We start from the raw sequence: 17,779 nt of genomic DNA on the forward strand, positions 1-17,779 counted from the left end.
CAAGCTTAACACACATTCGTTTTTTTAGCAAAATTTTTATTTTATCATAAAATTATTTTACACGTCAACACTTCAAAAGCAAGAAATTTAATTCACACAATACACTATAAAAAGCGCAATTTTATTAACATTTCCACACACATTCATTCTCTTTTAACATAAAAACACATTACTACATTTGAGTAGTAATGTGTTTTTGATAAGGCATAAATAAAAATCTACTTTTCCGTCTATACACTAACCTGCTTACGGACTGTTTCTCTCGCCAAAAGAAAACTCATAATCACTTGCGCAGCTACTCGACTCGTCATATCTCTAAAATCGAGGGTTGGATCAATTTCTACAATATCCATCCCTTGCACAAGCGGTTCTTTACCAAGCAATTCAATCGCATCAAGTAAAGTCGTACTGTCCATTCCACCAGGACCGATTGCTGGACAACCTGGTGCGAATGCTTGATCTAGTACATCCATATCAAGAGAAATGTAAATAGAGGTCACGCCTTGCTTTCTTAATACTTCAATACTTTCTATAATAATATCTTTGATTTCTCGCTCTCGTACATCTTTCATTGTATAAACTGTCACACCGTGTTCTTTTGCATATTCATGGTACGCTCGTGCATTTGAAAAATTACGAATTCCGATTTGAACGAGTTGTTTTCCTGTAATAATATCATTTTCTAGTAAACTACGGAACGGAGTACCATTTGACGGACCACCATCATCTAAATTACGTAAATCATGATGGGCATCAAATTGAATAATCCCGACCTTTCCTTTACTGTTTGCAAATCCTGTTATACTCGGAAAACTAATTGAGTGATCCCCGCCAAGAACGATTGGTATCATGTTCGGATTTACTTTCGTTACATGACCAACTGTTTTCGCAATTCGGTTATGACTTTCTTTTATATCCGTCACATGCATCGTAATATCGCCGCAATCATATAAAACACTTTCTTTCATATCGTGTTCTTCTGTAATCGCGTACGTGCTATATGCATCCAACATCGCACGAATCGTTTTTGGCGCAAAACTTGCTCCTGAATGACTAATAGATGGTTTAGAAAGGGGTGCTCCAATTAAGGCAGCACCGAATATTTCCACTCCTTCCTCCCAATCTTTAATCATTTCACTCCATTTCGTCACTTCACGATCGATAAACTTTGCATTCTTCTTTAAATAGTGGCCGTGCTCCACGATTGTTCACCTCTTGTATATGCGATATTACCATTCTTCCATACTGTATTTACATGACTTACGCCGTAATGATACGGTACGTAAGCATAATTGTAAGCATCCCATAAAACTAAATCTGCCTTACGACCAACTCTAATTTTCCCAGCTACATCGCCTCGGTTAATAGCATAAGAAGAGTTAACTGTTACCGCGTTCCAAACTTCTTCTGGTGTCATTTTCAGCTTCAACATTGCGATGCTCATAATAAGCTGAATGTTTTCAGTTGGACAGCTACCTGGGTTAAAGTCTGTAGCTAACGCAACTGCAACACCTTCATCGATCATTTTACGACCGCGGGCAAAGCTTTCTTTATTTAAATAGAAAGTTGTTCCTGGTAATAAAGTGGCTACTGTATTAGAGTTTGCAAGCATTTCAATTCCTTTATCAGAAGCACCAACTAAATGGTCGGCTGATGCTGCACCAATTTCAGCCGCTGCTTCCGCACCACCAAGAGGATCAATTTCATCTGCATGAATTTTTACGTCAAAGCCAAGCTCTTTCGCTTTTAATAAAAACTCTTTCGACTCTTCAACAGAGAACACGCCTGTTTCACAGAAAATATCAACGAATTCAGCTAATTGCTTCTCCTTCATTTCTGGTAGTAGGTCTAACATCCATTGTAAAAATTCTTTCGATCTACCTTTATACTCTTTCGGAACTGCATGAGCACCTAAAAATGTAGAAACTAAATCGATGGGATGCTCTTTTTGTAATTGTGCAGTTGCCTCTAATTGTTTCCATTCTGTCTCATCATCTAATCCGTAACCACTCTTCGCTTCTACAGTTGTAACTCCGAAAGATAGCATACGGTCTAAATGGAATTTCGCTTTTTGAACAAGTTCTTCTTTCGACGCCTGTTTCGTTGCATTTACAGTTGAAAGAATACCTCCGCCTTGTTCTAAAATTTCTAAGTACGGAACTCCTTGTAGTTTTAGTGCAATTTCATTTTCACGAGATCCACCAAATACAAGATGAGTATGCGGGTCAACAAGACCAGGAGAAACCATTTTCCCGCCACAATCAATAACTTCTTTCGCCTGAAGTCCTTTTGCTTCTTCTGCTGTTCCAACGAAAGTGATTACACCATTTTCAATTCCAACCGCACCGTTTTCGATAACAGGAAGCGTGTTCATCGCTTCCCGTCTTAACAAGCCATCTTCTTGATCCATTGTTAGCAATTGACCGATATTTATTAGTAAAGTGTCCAGCATGTTTTTCTCCTCCTTATTTCATCATTGGAATATTAACGCCTTTTTCTTTCGCAGTTTCCACAGCTAAGTCATACCCTGCATCCACGTGACGAACAACACCCATACCAGGGTCAGAAGTTAATACGCGCTCAATACGTTTTGCTGCTGCTTCTGTTCCATCTGCAACGATAACCATTCCAGCGTGAAGTGAATAACCCATACCAACGCCACCACCGTGGTGAACAGATACCCAGCTTGCACCGTTTACACTGTTAATTAATGCATTCAAAATTGGCCAGTCAGCTACTGCATCACTACCATCTTTCATCGCTTCTGTTTCACGGTTTGGAGATGCTACTGATCCGCAATCTAAATGGTCACGACCGATAACAATTGGTGCTGATAATTCACCATTTGCAACCATTTCATTAATGATGCGACCAAATTTCGCACGCTCACCGTAACCAAGCCAACAAATACGTGATGGAAGGCCTTGGAATTCAACTTGCTGACGAGCCATACGGATCCAATTACATAAATGCTCATTATCCGCGAACTCACGTAAAATTACTTCGTCTGTTTTATAAATATCTTCTGGATCACCAGAAAGTGCTACCCAGCGGAATGGTCCTTTTCCTTCGCAGAATAATGGACGGATAAATGCTGGAACGAATCCAGGGAAATCGAATGCATTTTTCAAACCTTCATCGAAAGCAACTTGGCGAATGTTATTTCCGTAATCAAATGTAATTGCGCCTTTTGCTTGCATAGCAAGCATTGCTTCCACATGTTTTGTCATGCTTTCTTTTGATAATTGTACGTAACGTTCTGGATCTTCTTCACGAAGTTTTGCCGCTTCTTCTAACGTGTAACCTACTGGAATATAGCCGTTTAATGGGTCATGAGCAGATGTTTGATCCGTAACTAAATCTGGCGTAATATTACGCTTCACTAGCTCTGGTAAAATTTCTGCCGCATTTCCTAATAAACCAATAGAAATCGGTTCTTTCTTCTCTTTATACTCGTTCGCAACCGTTAACGCTTCTTCTAACGATTCTGTATACATATCACAGTATCTCTTTTCAATACGGCGATCGATACTGCGCTTATCAACATCAATAGCGATAACAACACCGCCGTTCATCGTTACAGCAAGAGGTTGTGCACCGCCCATACCACCTAAACCAGCAGTAAGTGTTAATGTACCTTTTAATGAACCACCGAAATGTTGACGTGCCGCTTCACCAAATGTTTCATATGTTCCTTGTAAAATACCTTGTGTTCCGATGTAAATCCAGCTACCTGCTGTCATTTGTCCGTACATCATAAGACCTTTTTTCTCTAGTTCACGGAAGTGATCCCAGTTCGCCCACTTCGGTACTAAGTTTGAGTTTGCTAACAAAACGCGTGGCGCATCTTCATGTGATTTAAAAATAGCAACTGGTTTTCCTGATTGAACAAGTAATGTTTCATCGCTTTCTAACGTTTTTAATGAATCTACAATTGCATTGTAGCTTTCCCAGTTACGAGCTGCACGGCCAATTCCGCCATATACAACTAATTCTTCTGGCTTTTCAGCAACTTCCGGATCTAAATTGTTCATTAACATACGAAGTGCAGCTTCTTGAACCCACCCTTTCGTTTGTAACTCAGTACCTCTTGGCGCGCGAATTGTTTGTTTTACTTTTTCCATTTCAATCTCTCCCTTTTCTCATTTTATAGTGCTGCGTTTACATCTAATCTTTCTTTAATCGAATAATTCGTTTTTAACCAATGCGCAATATTTTCAATATCTGTTGAGAATATGCGGTCATTTGTAATAGAAGGCACTTGCTGACGACCTTGATGGTAGAAGCTCTTCGTCACTGTACTCATATTTTCAATACCACGATATTCTGCTGCTTGCATCGCACAAATCATTTCAATTGAAAGAACACGTCTTACGTTTTGAATAATTTGATGTGCATGGCGTGAAGCGATTGTTCCCATACTTACGTGATCTTCTTGGTTAGCTGATGACGGGATTGAATCAACACTCGCCGGATGTGCTAACGTTTTATTTTCAGAAACTAGTGACGCTGCTGCGTATTGCATAATCATTGCACCAGACTGAAGTCCTGGTTCTGGACTTAAAAATGGAGGTAAATCATTTAATTGCGGATTTACTAAACGCTCAATACGACGCTCTGAAATATTTGCAAGTTCCGCCATTCCTACTTTTAAGAAGTCCATCGCAAACGCAATCGGTTGACCGTGGAAATTCCCACCCGAAATTACTTTTTCTCCGCCATCAAAGATCAGCGGATTATCTGTTGCTGCATTCATTTCAATTTCTAATTTTTCTTTCACATAATTTAAAACCTGCCAAGAAGCACCATGTACTTGCGGGATACAGCGAAGTGAATAGGCATCCTGTACTCGTAGTTCTCCTTGTTTTGTTGTTAACTTACTATCGTGAAGGATGTCACGAATTCTGCTCGCTACTTCCACTTGCTCTTTATAACCACGTGCTTTATGAACATTTTCATCAAATGCATCAATAATGCCTTGTAACCCTTCAATTGTCATTGAAGCGATTAATTCAGCTTGATACGCAGTTGCTTCTGCTTCTATATAAGAAAGAACTCCTTGCGCTGTCATCGCCTGCGTACCATTGATTAATGCAAGCCCTTCTTTCGCTTCAAGTTCAATCGGCTCAAGACCTTCTTCTGTAAGAGCCACCATCGCATGAACGCGTTTCCCTTTATAGAACACTTCACCTTCGCCTAATAATACGAGCGCAAGATGAGATAAAGGCGCTAAATCGCCACTCGCACCAAGTGAACCTTGTTGCGGAACGACTGGGTGAATTTTACGATTTACAAACTCAAGAAGCATATTTACAACAAGCGGTCTAACGCCAGATACGCCTTTAAGCATCGTGTTCGCTCGTAAAATTAACATACCGCGTGATACTTCTTCAGGGAATGGATCGCCTATCCCGCATGCATGTGACTGAATTAAATTGTGTTGAAGTGCCTTTACATCATCTTTTTGAATAAGCACATCACTGAACTTTCCAAATCCAGTTGTAATACCGTAAACGACTTTTCCGTCTTCTACAATTTTCTCAACAACTTCGCGGCACTCCGCCACCTTTTGCATACTAGTTGGACAAGCTGTTACACCTTCTCCTTCAAGTAATAACCTCTTCATTTCTTCAATTGTCAATGTGTGTCCTGTTAACGTAATCATTGTTTTTCCTCCTTAAAAAGGCAAAAGGGGACCTTATCTTTTTAAGACAGACTTCTGTCCTAAAAAAGTAAGGCCCCCTTCTAACTAATAGACTATGGGCAAATCATATGTGATTAATTCCTAAACCAATCGCCTCATGCTCAGATCCTTTTACAGGTGCACCAATCGTTCCATATAATGCAACAGCAACCCATTCGCCTTCTTTTTTTCCGTCGTATGGTGTACCGCGCACAATCGCAAAGCGAAGTCCTACTGTACGAAGAACGTCTGCTAACTGAATTTGACCTCTCGTCACTCCGTACAAAGCTTCCATAATTGCGTGATAAAGTGCATGTGTTTCTCTGTAAACGTCTGTTTCAATAACTTGGTTGCTCTTAGCCGCTGTTTCCATTGCTGCGACAACCTTTTGCGAATTCATCGAACCCACTTTCCCCGTACAATACTTCCAACCTTTTGGAATAGATAATACAGGACTTTCATTCTCATCCGCAAGTGCCAACAGCATGGCCATACGACCAATTCGATGTGTTCCTTGAAGAAGCATGTGACTCTCTCATTCCTTTTAATTATTTGAATATTTCTTAATTTAAGAATATATGAAAACGGTTAAATCGTCAATAGTTTAAACTCACATTCAAATAATTTTTTCATCTCCTCCATTTGTGTACACAAATGATTTACACAATTTTTTCAGGCATGCTATAGTCTCACTAACAGATGCAAAGGAGCGAATTTTCAATGACAAAGCGAAAAGATATTCATTTTCGAATTGAAGAAAAATTACTTGAAAGGTTTGAATCTGCAATTCATAACGGTATATGGCGTGATCCGAAAACGTTAGCCATTTATCGATGTCAAAAAGAAAAAAGCTAGCAAATGCTAGCTTTTATACATTCTCAGGCAAAAGCTCCTCCATCATCACATTCCCCTTACCACTGTAAAAATTTATATTATGTTCGTTTGTTACTCCAAAATAAGAGGCAATCGCTATTCCAAATGGTACAAATGCATGCCCCTGTGCTGTAATAATATTTGATTGTTGCACAACTTCTTCATAGACAAAATTTTCTACTGGAAAACAATCTAATTTTTGGTAGTCCATAGTCACCGTATATGAGATTTCTTTGCATAAGCCTGCTTTTGCTAGCGCATACGGCCCAGCACAAATAGCAGCTACTAATTTTTCTTGTTCATGAAATTGACGGATAACTGAAAAGAGTACTTCTGCATCCTTCATATGTATTGCATCTCCGCCTGGAATAATAATCCCCTCATATTCTTCTACACGCACTTCTCTTAATTCTATATGTGGTTGCACTTTCAAACCTGTTTCACTTATAATCAATTCTTTCGTTAAACTCGCTGTAATAATTTCATATTTGTTTTTCAACAATGCCGTTGCTACCGTAATTTCAAACTCCGCAAATGTAGGATATACAAATAAAAGTATTTTTTTCACAGCCCTCTCTCCTTCAACCATCTCATAAAATATATCTCTAATTCGTCCACTGTTAATCTATTCGTGTCCACATAAGTTACAGGAAATTGTTTATACCAGTCTTTTTCCATTTCTACTAATTTAAATTGCTCCTCAAATGTACTTCTGTTTCTTGTTCTATCATTATTTTTTCTATTATATAAATTACTTTCCGAGCCATCTAAATAAAAAATAGCATCTGAACGACATTCTCTTAATTTATATAATTCATCTCTTAATGCAGTTTCTATATCCCACTCTTCTCCTATAATCTTTGGATAAAAGAGCGTAAAAAACTCAATATCTTCTGGCCCGCGATCAAAAATCACAACTGAATCTTTTACATTTTGAAACTCCTTTATTTTTGCTTCCATAAACATTTTTTGATTTAAAATAAACCCTTCTTTTGAATTCATATCCAAATTTAATACTCTTCGCTTTTCTACAATTGGATAAGGATTTTCATATATAACTGAAAACCCACATCGCTCTAACCTTTTAGCCAATGTCGTTTTTCCGCTTGCCATCGGTCCTTGGAGTGAAATTACATATGCCATTCCTCTCATTCCCTTGCGCTTTAGTAAAACTATAATATACAGAATCTTGAAAACTATCAACAAAATATATATCATCTTGTTTCTTATTCTTATGTAACTTATAATAAAAAATAGAGATTATGACGAACGCATCAATAATGTAAGCTTGGAAATCCAAGCTTACATTATTTTTTGCTTTCCCTTTTCTAATAAAAAGAGTATACTAGATTAGAACGTATGTTCTTAATGATTACATACAGTAAGGAGATAGAACAAAATGGTATACGACACAAAAGCAATTTCTTGGAATGAGTCTTTAAAACAACTTCAACGCCGCTATACAAACAAACAAGTTGACCGAAAAGAATTTGAGGATATTGAACTGATGGAATTCTTCCGCGATAACGACTACATTTCTTTACCTACACATATAAGCGGCCTATCAACAGCACGTTTTACTTCTTACTCTATTTTCACAACTGAAGATAAAGATCGTAAAGTTGGCACATTAATCATTGAATATGTAGAAGATGATAATAATAATTTATGTGTGGAACAACTATACTTTGTTTAAATGATAACGCTTGGTCAAAATGACCAAGCGTTCTTGCTTTCTATGAATCTCACTGTTTATAATATGAATAATAGAAAACCGCAATCATTAAGGGGGGATATATTTGCTCGAAGGATGGTTCAGTTGGTTTATTGTGCTATGGACTGTTATTTTATTAGGGCTTATGTCTATCGGTGGATATTTTATGTTCAGAAAATTCCTGAAACGATTACCAAAAGAAGATGGTATGTCCATTTTAGATTGGGAAGAGCACTATATTAATAAAACTAGACATTTGTGGGATGACGAACAAAAACAATTGTTAGAAGAGCTCGTAAGTCCTGTTCCAGAACTATTTCGCGATGTTGCTAAATCGAAAATTGCCGGAAAAATCGGAGAACTTGCATTACAAGAAAAAGCCTCTCAAATTACACAAGATTTAATTATTAAAGGATATATTATCGCTACACCAAAACGCGACCATAAATTTTTAGTGAAAAAACTACAAGAAAAAGAGATTGATTATTCTAACTATCAATCATTACTAACAAAATACCTCTCATAAAAAAGATTGCTAACTTATAGCAATCTTTTTTAACTTACAGTTACTGATTTTACTGCTGTTAATTTAGCCTCCGCCAAGTCTATTTGTAATCCAACCGCACTTGTATAAATTGTATCTCCGGTACCTGTAATATTTACTTGTGTAGATGTCGTATTTGGTGCAATAGAACCTGTAGCATTTACATTTGTAATATCAAACTCAGCTCTTGCATTTGCAGTTGTAGTCGTTCCAGAAAAATTCCGATCTGCAAAACTACCAATTGTATTTAAATTTCCATTAATATCATTTACTTGCCCTCTAAAAAAGTTCCCTATTGGATTATTTGGTCCTGTTAATGTCACAGAGTTCAATTGAAAATTATCACCTGTAAAATTCGGATCACCATTTACCGCCATTACAAAAGCTCTTGCTGTCACCGTCCCTGTAGCTGGTGTAAAAAATCCAGAAAGGGTTTGCGGTGTACCTGATAATAAAAAACCTGGAAATAAACTCACATTTCTCATCGGATATGAGGAATCACGATATACAACAATCAACGACCATCCTGCACCATAACCAACTGGCTGACGCGTAGGTAATCTTGTCACACTATATCTTCCTGCTGCGCGATTTGGTAGCCCTTGTAGTAAAGATGTAACGTCTGCTGCTCGATTATATACATTGGCTATAAAAGGTAAATTCGTCCCTCCTGATGACCATGCTGAATTTATTGTCACTTGTGTACTCGTTCCATCAGGCGTAACTAAATTTGGTGGATTCGCATCAACAACAGCGGTTGTAACAGCCGTATCCAACCCACCTGACCAAACAAGTAATGCAAAATCTACAACTGCTGTAGTTGGAACGATAGTAGTTGATGGATTTAATTCAGCCCATGAACCATCTAGTGTCCAATCATTTGTCGTACCTCCAAATGTATTTGGATCCGTCGATGAAGGCACCCCTCCGAAAGTGGTGTCAGTATTTAATGTAATAAGTGCATTATAAGCAAAGTTTGTATTAGCAGTACCTCGCATTCCCATCGTATTGCCTGTATGCATCATAAATAAGTTATCGTTTTTACCGTAAGCTTGAACGAAGGCCAAGACCTCACTACCTTTCTATGAAAATAAATATTTATTCGCTATTTCATTTAATGCGAGCAAAACGAAAAAGTTCCATTTATATACGTACGAGCTAATTTAGGCAAAAAAAAAGCCTTTGCCTATTCCTATTCATTTATATTTGAATAGGATGCAATGACGAGCTCATTTTTCATATTTTTTTACAAATAGAACCAGCTTTCAATTTTAAATGGATGCTATTTGTAAATGCCTAACTATTGATCGGATTTAAATTCATCTAGAAAGGACGAATCTAATGGCAATAGCAACAATAGGAAGTCGTTTAACCTATACAATCGTTGTCCAAAATACCGGAACACTTCCTGCCCAAAACGTTACATTTACAGACCCCATACCTGCTGGCACTACTTTCGTTCCAAACAGCGTTACAGTTGATGGCGTTGCAACAGCTGGAAATCCTGCTACTGGTATTCCCATTAGCAACATTCCTGCTGGCGGCTCTGTTACAATTACCTTTCAAGTAGATGTTACAAGTGTCCCTACCCCACCAATTGCAAGTAACGTAGCATCATTTGGATACGAATTTCAACCTGCACCTAACGCACCCACTATCACACGTACAACAACAAGCAATATTGTTAATACAGACATTTTCACAGCTAATGTCGCATTAACAAAAGCAGTAGATAAAACAATTGCTACTATCGGTGATACGATTACGTATACAATTACAGCCACAAATCAAGCCACATTAGCTGCTAATAATGTTATCATTACAGACACGCCTCCTGCCGGCACATCGTTCGTACCGGGTAGCGTTACAGTTAATGGTACTTCTACTACAGATAATCCTGCTACTGGAATAAATGTAGGAACGATTGCTGCAAACGGGAATGCTACAATTACGTTTCAAGTTCAAGTTAATACTCTCCCTACACCAAACCCTATTCCAAATAGTGCAACTTCAAGCTTTCAATATAATCCACCAAACCAACCACCAATTAACAGAAACTCTACAAGTAATATAGTTGAAACACAAATTAATGCTACTATCATAAATCCAACTAAAAGTGCAAACCAACAAATTGTAAATATTGGTGACATCATTACGTATACGATTACTGTTCCAAATAACGGTAATACTTCAGCAACAAATGTTTCCATCACCGACCCTATCCCTACTGGCACTACTTTTATTCCAAACAGTGTTACAGTTAATGGAACGGCACAATCTGGCGTAACTCCAACAAATATTCCGCTAGGTACAATTCCTGCTGGTCAAACTACAACTGTCACATTTCAAGTCCAAGTCACTTCCCTTCCAGCTAACGGAACGATTACTAACGAAGCAAATATAACATTTACGTCGCAACCGAATCCGGCTGAACCCCCAACAACCACTACGATAACAACACCTCCAACAACTACTTCTGTACGAACTGCAATTGTAAATCCTACAAAATCTGCTAGTCCACAAGTTGTCGATATTGGCGATACGATTACGTATACGATTACATTACCGAATACAGGAAATATTTCTGCAACTAATGTTATTGTGACTGATCCGATTCCAAGTAGCACTACATTTATTCCGAATAGCGTCACAATTAACGGTACTTCACAACCTGGCGTAAACCCTTCTGGTGGTATACAAATTGGAACAATCGCAGCTGGTAATACTGTCACTGTCACTTTCCAAGTTCAAGTTACCTCTCTCCCAGAGAATGGCCTAATCCGAAATATCGGAACCACAACATTTACGTATCAACCAGATCCTACAAAACCAGCTATTACAACAACAAACCCTACACCACCTACTACTACTCCTGTTAACACCGCTATTACAAACCCTGTTAAAACGGCGGATAAAACTACTGTTGATATCGGTGATGTTATTACGTATACGATTACTTTCACTAATGATGGTACGATCCCTGCTACAAATGTAGTTTTTACTGATACCATTCCTACTGGTACAACATTCATTCCGAATAGCGTAATCTTAAATAATGTACCGGTTCCAAATTCAAATCCCGCACTAGGAATCCCAGTTGGAACAATTGATCCCGGTGAAACCAAAACACTATCTTTCCAAGTTCTTGTTACACAAATTCCAGCTGGCGGTGTTATTACAAACGCAGCTTCAACGACATATACGTACCAGCCAGATCCAACAAGACCGCCGGTTACCACAACCGAACCGACAGCACCTACTACAGTCTCTGTTAATACCGCTACAGTTAACCCTACAAAATCTGCTAATCGTACTTTCGTTGATATTGGTGATGTTATTACGTATACAATTAGTTTACAAAATAACGGCACTGTTCCCTCAATAAATATTGTACTAACAGATCCAATTCCAAACGGTACAACATTTATTCCAAATAGCGTCACGATTGATGGTGTCTCACAACCTAACAGTAATCCTGAAAACGGTATATCAATCGGTACTTTAAATCCAAATCAAGCAAAAACAATTACATTCCAAGTTCAAGTTACAAGTGTCCCACCAAATGGAATTATAGAAAACCAAGGCAGTGTATCATTTAATTATATTGTTAATCCAAATGAGCCTCCTGTTACAACAACTACCCCAACTCCTAAAACAGAAACTCAAGTTGGGACCGTTATTACAGCGCCTACAAAATCTGCCGACAAACAAGTTGCTGATTTAGGAGATACGATTACCTACACGGTCACATTTACAAATAACGGGACCGTTCCGGCTACAAATGTAGTCGTTACAGACCCTACACCTAACGGGACTATTTTCGTTCCAAATAGTGTTACAGTCGATGGCATTACAACGCCAGGAGCAGCCCCATCACTTGGTATACCACTTGGTACCATTTCTGTCGGAGAAACAAAAACAATCACGTATCAAGTTGTCGTTACAAACTTACCACCTGATGGAATAATTAGAAACCAAGCATCCTTCACTTACCAATATCAACCGAACCCAAGTGAGCCTCCTGTTACAACAACTACCACCACTCCAAGTGTAAACATTCCAATTAATAATCCTAATCCAACGACTACAAAATCTGCTGATCGACAAGTTGCTGATATAGGGGATACGATTACTTTTACTGTAACATTCCAAAATAGAGGGACCGTCCCCGCTACAAATGTTATTATAAAAGATGCACTTCCATCTGGTGTTTCTTTCGTTCCAGGTAGCGTTGTCGTAAATGGCACATCACAACTTGGAGAAAACCCTGAAATTGGTATACCCGTCGGCACTGTAAATCCCGGTCAAAGTATTACAGTTACGTTCCAAGGTGTAGTAAATAGTATCCCGCCCGGAGGAGTTATTAGAAATCAAGCAAATATTACATTCACATACGAGCCAAATCCAAATGAACCTCCCGTTACGACAACTATTACAACTCCTGAAACAGAAACAGCAGTTAATACCGCTACACTAAATCCACAAAAAACAGCAGATCGCTCCTTCGTTGCATTAAATGATGTCATTACCTATACTCTCTCATTTCAAAACACCGGTACTGTTCCTGCTACGAATATAACAGTAATAGATTCTATCCCTGCCGGTACTGTATTTATTCCAGATAGTGTTACGATTAATGGGATTCCTCAAGCAGGAACAAATCCATCATCAGGAATTTCACTTGGAACTTTAGCGCCATCCGAACGCGCAACGATTACTTTCCAAGTACGAGTAATAAACATCCCTGCTAGCGGCGAAATCCGAAATCAAGGTAGTGCAACATTTAATTATCAACCGGATCCAAATTTACCTCCAGTCACAAAAACAGAAACAACTCCTGAAACAACGACTCCTATCCAAACTGTAGTCATAAGTCCGACAAAAACAGCAAACCTTACGTTTGCAGAAATTGGCGATATTGTAACTTATACTGTCACATTTACAAACCAAGGAACTATACCTGCTACAGGTGTAACAGTTACAGACTCTTTGCCACCGGGTACAACTTTTATTACGAATAGTGTTACTGTAAACAATGTCGCTCAACCCGGCGTAAGTCCAGTCACAGGAATTCCTGTTGGAACAGTTAATCCCGGCGAGACAGTTACTGTTACATTCCAGATTCAAATAAACGCTATTCCTCCTAATGGAAAAATAGAAAATACAGCAAGTGTTACCTACACTTCTCAGCCTAATCCTAGCGAACCTCCTATTACAACAACAGAAACGACTCCTACCGTAACTTTACCTGTTCGTACCGCTAACCCGAACCCGCAAAAAACAGTGGATCGTGAGTTTGCAAGTATTGGTGATACGCTCACTTATACAATCACCCTTCAAAATACTGGTAATATACCTGCAACTAATGTCATTATTACAGATTCTATCCCTACTGGAACTACATTTATCCCTGGTAGCGTTACGATTAATGGCATTCCACAACCTAATTTGACCCCTGAAATAGGAATCCCAGTTGGCACATTAAACCCTAGACAAATAGTGACTGTTACTTTAGAAGTACAAATAACAGCTTTACCACCAAATGGCATTATCTCAAATGAAGCAAATGTCACTTACACATCTCAACCAGATCCGACACTCCCGCCTATTACAACAACCACACCGACTCCAATCGCAGAAACAATTGTACAAAATGCAGAATTAGAGTCAACTAAAACAGTAGATTTATCAGTTGCTAACATTGGAGATGCACTCACGTATACAATCACTCTTGAAAACCTCGGAAATATTCCAATGACAAATGTATCCGTCATGGATCAAGCACCAGTAGGCACACAATTTATTGTGGATTCTGTTACAATAAATGGGATTTTGCAACCAGGTATTGATCCAAGTATCGGGATACCTATCGGCACAATACAGCCTAATCAAATAGTAACCATCACGTTCCAGGTAACGATTACAAATATACCTCCTAACGGTGTTGTTACAAATATTGGTTCAATCAACTTTACATCTCAGCCTAACCCAAATGAACCTCCTATTACAAAAACAGAAGAAACTCCTCCAGTTAATACTGAAATTATTAACAGCATTATTAATCCAGCAAAAACAGCTGATCGAAACAATGTTGATATAGGTGATATCATTACGTACACCGTTATCTTCCAAAACTTACAAACTGTTGAACTAACAAATATTATTTTCACAGATTCGATTCCAATTGGTACGACTTTCATTCCAAATAGTGTAACAATTAATGGTATCTCAACGAGCGATGTTGATCCAGCTCTTGGCATTCCTCTTGGCACATTAAATCCTAGTCAATCAGTTGTTGTAACTTTCCAAGTTCGTGTTGTTTCCATACCACCTAACGGAATTATTGTAAATGAAGCTACTATCACCTACACATTCCAACCTAATCCTGGAGAACCCCCAGTAACAGTAACTACACCGACTCCACCTACTACTACAAATGTCAATACCGCAACAACGAACCCTACAAAATCCGCAGATAAAGTATTTGCTTTATTAGGCGACACAATCACCTATACAATCTCCTTACAAAATACAGGAACTGTCCCTGCAACAAATGTACTTGTAACCGACCCTATTCCAGCTGGTACTACTTTCATTCCGAATAGCGTTACGATAAACGGCATTCCACAACCAGATATCGTTCCTAGTTCTGGAATTCTTATCGGTACATTAGAACCTAACACTTCAGCCGTCGTAACTTTCCAAGTTCAAGTAACATCGATACCACCGACAGGTTTTATCGAAAATGAAGGAAGCGTTTCATTCCAGTACCAGCCAGATCCAAATTTACCTCCCGTATCCGTTACTACGCCTACACCTACTACAAAGACGCAAGTAAGTGAAGTTACTACTAATCCTAACAAACAAGCTACTCCTCAAGTTATTAACCTTGGTGATACTGTCACTTATACAATTACGTTCCAAAATGTAGGGAATATTAATGCGTCAGATGTTATTATTGCAGACCCTACTCCAGCTGGTACTACTTTCATTCCGAACAGTGTTACGATTAATGGTGTTGCTTCACCTGGAGCAAATCCAAATAGTGGTGTAAACGTTGGGACTGTAACTCCAGGACAAATTGTTACATTAACTTATCAAGTTACTGTAACTGAACTCCCACCAGACGGTATTATTAAAAACACTGCAACTGTCACTTACACATTCCAGCCAAACCCTAGCGAACCCCCTATTACTATTACAGATCCTACTCCAACTGTTGAAGTATCCGTTATTACACCTACACCTAACCCAAATAAACTAGCCGACAAACAAATTGTAGATATAAATGAAATCATAACGTATACTGTAACCTTCCAAAATCGCGGATCAGTCCCTGCAACTTCCGTTATCATTACTGATCCGTTAGCAAATGGGTTAACGTTTCTTCCAGGTACTGTTGTAATAAATGGCATTCCAGATCTTGGAGCAAATCCTGTTGTAGGTATACCTGTTGGAACAGTCAATCCAAACGATACAATTACTGTTCAATTCCAAGCAAGAGTCACAAGTGTACCACCTGGTGGTATTATTCGAAATCAAGCAACTGTTACTTTCACATATGAACCAGGTCCTGGTGAACCTCCTATTACAATTACAGACCCTACTCCAATTAACACAACGAATGTAAATACAGCTATATTAAATCCGGAAAAAACAGCCACGCCGGAAACAGTTACTTTAGGTGATATCATTACGTATACGATTTCTCTCCAAAATACAGGTACCATTCCTGCTAATCATATACTTGTAACTGATACAATTCCTATCGGTACTTCGTTCATCCAAAATAGTGTAACAATTAACAACGTGCCGCAACCAACTGCAAATCCATCAGCAGGCATCCCAATTTCAACACTTGCTCCTTCTGAATCCGCAACGATTTCTTTCCGTGTCCTAGTTACTTCAATTCCACCAAGCGGAGAAATTCAAAACCAAGGTAACGTTTCCTTCCAGTACCAACCCGATCCTACTAAACCACCGGTATCCGTTACTACCCCTACACCTACTACAATTACTCCTGTAAACGTTGGGACTATTAACCCGATAAAAACCGCTGATAAATCCATCGTTTCAGTAGGTGATACGATTACATTTACTATCACATTCCAAAATGAAGGTACGATTCCTGTCACTGACATTTCTGTTACAGACTCACTTCCTGTCGGCACATCATTCGTTCCAAATAGTGTCACAATTAATAACATTCCCGTTCCAAACGCAAATCCATCCACAGGCATTCCAGTCGGAACTCTTAATCCAACAGAATCCGTAACTATTTCATTCCAAGTACAGGTTATTACACTTCCAGCTAATAGAATGATTACAAATATCGCATCCATTACGTATACTTCTCAACCCGACCCGACTAGACCACCTATCACAACAACGACTACAACACCACCAATTACGATAGAAGTAAACCCTAATGAGCCAAACACATTTATTAAGACCGCAAATGTAAATAGCGCCCATCTCGGTGATTTCATCACATATACACTTACCTTTACTAACAATGGCATCATCCCAGTAAATAACGTACTCATTACCGACCCACTTCCTCCTGAGGTTACTTTCTATCCAAATTCAGTAACAGTAAATGGAGTAGCACGTCCCGGAACTAACCCAACTATCGGTATTCTTATCAATACTGTTAATCCAAGTGAATCCGTTGTTGTTCGTTTTATCGTTCAAGTAACAGCAGAGCCACGAAATGGTCTCATTCGAAATACCGCTCGCATTCGCTATACACTCAGACCAGATCCTACTAAACCACCGATTTCCGTTGATGAAACTTCAGAGCCAAACATTATTCCGTTTATCGGTCCGTTCGTCTCACCAAATTTAAATTGTTTCTTTAATGGGGAACGTTTTATCCGGCGCGGTTGGAATAGAAGATGTTAGCAATATAAAATAAAAAGACAGCGTCAAAAAACGCTGTCTTTTTATTTTATACATATACAGT

At 38.6% G+C, this 17,779-nt stretch carries 11 protein-coding genes and 1 pseudogene; 4 read left to right on the top strand and 8 right to left on the bottom strand.

Features of this window, described 5'->3' with window-relative positions; translation table 11 throughout:
* Positions 1–230 precede the first annotated feature (230 nt).
* From hutG to hutP, 5 genes are all read right to left on the bottom strand, one after another.
* On the bottom strand, positions 231–1,202 hold the full coding sequence (gene hutG, locus ACTFSI_RS00270) for a formimidoylglutamase (RefSeq protein ID WP_044793433.1): 972 nt from the start codon (positions 1,200–1,202) through the stop codon (positions 231–233).
* Positions 1,181–2,452: an imidazolonepropionase gene (gene hutI / locus ACTFSI_RS00275; RefSeq protein ID WP_000887529.1), complete on the bottom strand. Its 1,272-nt coding sequence runs from the start codon at positions 2,450–2,452 to the stop codon at positions 1,181–1,183. Before hutI ends, hutG begins: the two co-directional genes overlap by 22 nt.
* Before the next feature lie 13 nt (positions 2,453–2,465).
* Positions 2,466–4,124 (bottom strand): urocanate hydratase, encoded by a 1,659-nt coding sequence (gene hutU, locus ACTFSI_RS00280; RefSeq protein ID WP_000416706.1) that lies wholly within the window; start codon positions 4,122–4,124, stop codon positions 2,466–2,468.
* 23 nt (positions 4,125–4,147) lie between these two features.
* A complete protein-coding gene (hutH, locus tag ACTFSI_RS00285) occupies positions 4,148–5,665 on the bottom strand; it encodes a histidine ammonia-lyase (RefSeq protein ID WP_000631846.1) in 1,518 nt (505 codons plus the stop codon).
* A 103-nt stretch (positions 5,666–5,768) separates the two neighbouring features.
* The gene (hutP, locus tag ACTFSI_RS00290; RefSeq protein WP_000926516.1) at positions 5,769–6,209 is read right to left on the bottom strand and encodes a hut operon transcriptional regulator HutP; all 441 of its coding nucleotides are present in this window, start codon (positions 6,207–6,209) and stop codon (positions 5,769–5,771) included.
* A gap of 194 nt (positions 6,210–6,403) precedes the next feature.
* Here hutP and ACTFSI_RS00295 point away from each other — a divergent pair.
* Positions 6,404–6,475 (top strand): annotated as a pseudogene (locus tag ACTFSI_RS00295) (class I SAM-dependent methyltransferase); the annotation flags it as partial.
* A 76-nt stretch (positions 6,476–6,551) separates the two neighbouring features.
* On the opposite strand, the gene ACTFSI_RS00300 reads toward ACTFSI_RS00295, so the two are convergent.
* A complete protein-coding gene (locus tag ACTFSI_RS00300) occupies positions 6,552–7,124 on the bottom strand; it encodes a DJ-1/PfpI family protein (RefSeq protein WP_044793437.1) in 573 nt (190 codons plus the stop codon).
* Positions 7,121–7,708: an AAA family ATPase gene (locus tag ACTFSI_RS00305; RefSeq protein WP_139896245.1), complete on the bottom strand. Its 588-nt coding sequence runs from the start codon at positions 7,706–7,708 to the stop codon at positions 7,121–7,123. The genes ACTFSI_RS00300 and ACTFSI_RS00305 overlap by 4 nt, the downstream gene beginning before the upstream one ends.
* A gap of 247 nt (positions 7,709–7,955) precedes the next feature.
* Between ACTFSI_RS00305 and ACTFSI_RS00310 the strand changes: the two genes are divergently transcribed.
* Together ACTFSI_RS00310 and ACTFSI_RS00315 are read left to right on the top strand one after the other, a co-directional pair.
* Positions 7,956–8,252: a hypothetical protein gene (locus ACTFSI_RS00310; RefSeq protein WP_000262403.1), complete on the top strand. Its 297-nt coding sequence runs from the start codon at positions 7,956–7,958 to the stop codon at positions 8,250–8,252.
* Positions 8,253–8,355: 103 nt separating this feature from the next.
* A complete protein-coding gene (locus tag ACTFSI_RS00315) occupies positions 8,356–8,796 on the top strand; it encodes a DUF2621 domain-containing protein (protein ID WP_044793439.1) in 441 nt (146 codons plus the stop codon).
* A 29-nt stretch (positions 8,797–8,825) separates the two neighbouring features.
* On the opposite strand, the gene ACTFSI_RS00320 is transcribed toward ACTFSI_RS00315, so the two are convergent.
* Positions 8,826–9,881, bottom strand: coding sequence for a hypothetical protein (locus ACTFSI_RS00320; protein ID WP_000896233.1), 1,056 nt, complete (start codon positions 9,879–9,881; stop codon positions 8,826–8,828).
* Between the two features lie 274 nt (positions 9,882–10,155).
* Between ACTFSI_RS00320 and ACTFSI_RS00325 the strand changes: the two genes are divergently transcribed.
* Positions 10,156–17,718, top strand: coding sequence for a DUF7507 domain-containing protein (locus tag ACTFSI_RS00325; protein ID WP_277616993.1), 7,563 nt, complete (start codon positions 10,156–10,158; stop codon positions 17,716–17,718).
* Positions 17,719–17,779 lie beyond the last annotated feature (61 nt).

Origin of the sequence: Bacillus cereus group sp. MYBK101-2, assembly GCF_051918845.1 — a bacterium.
GTDB classification, from domain to species: domain Bacteria; phylum Bacillota; class Bacilli; order Bacillales; family Bacillaceae_G; genus Bacillus_A; species Bacillus_A paranthracis.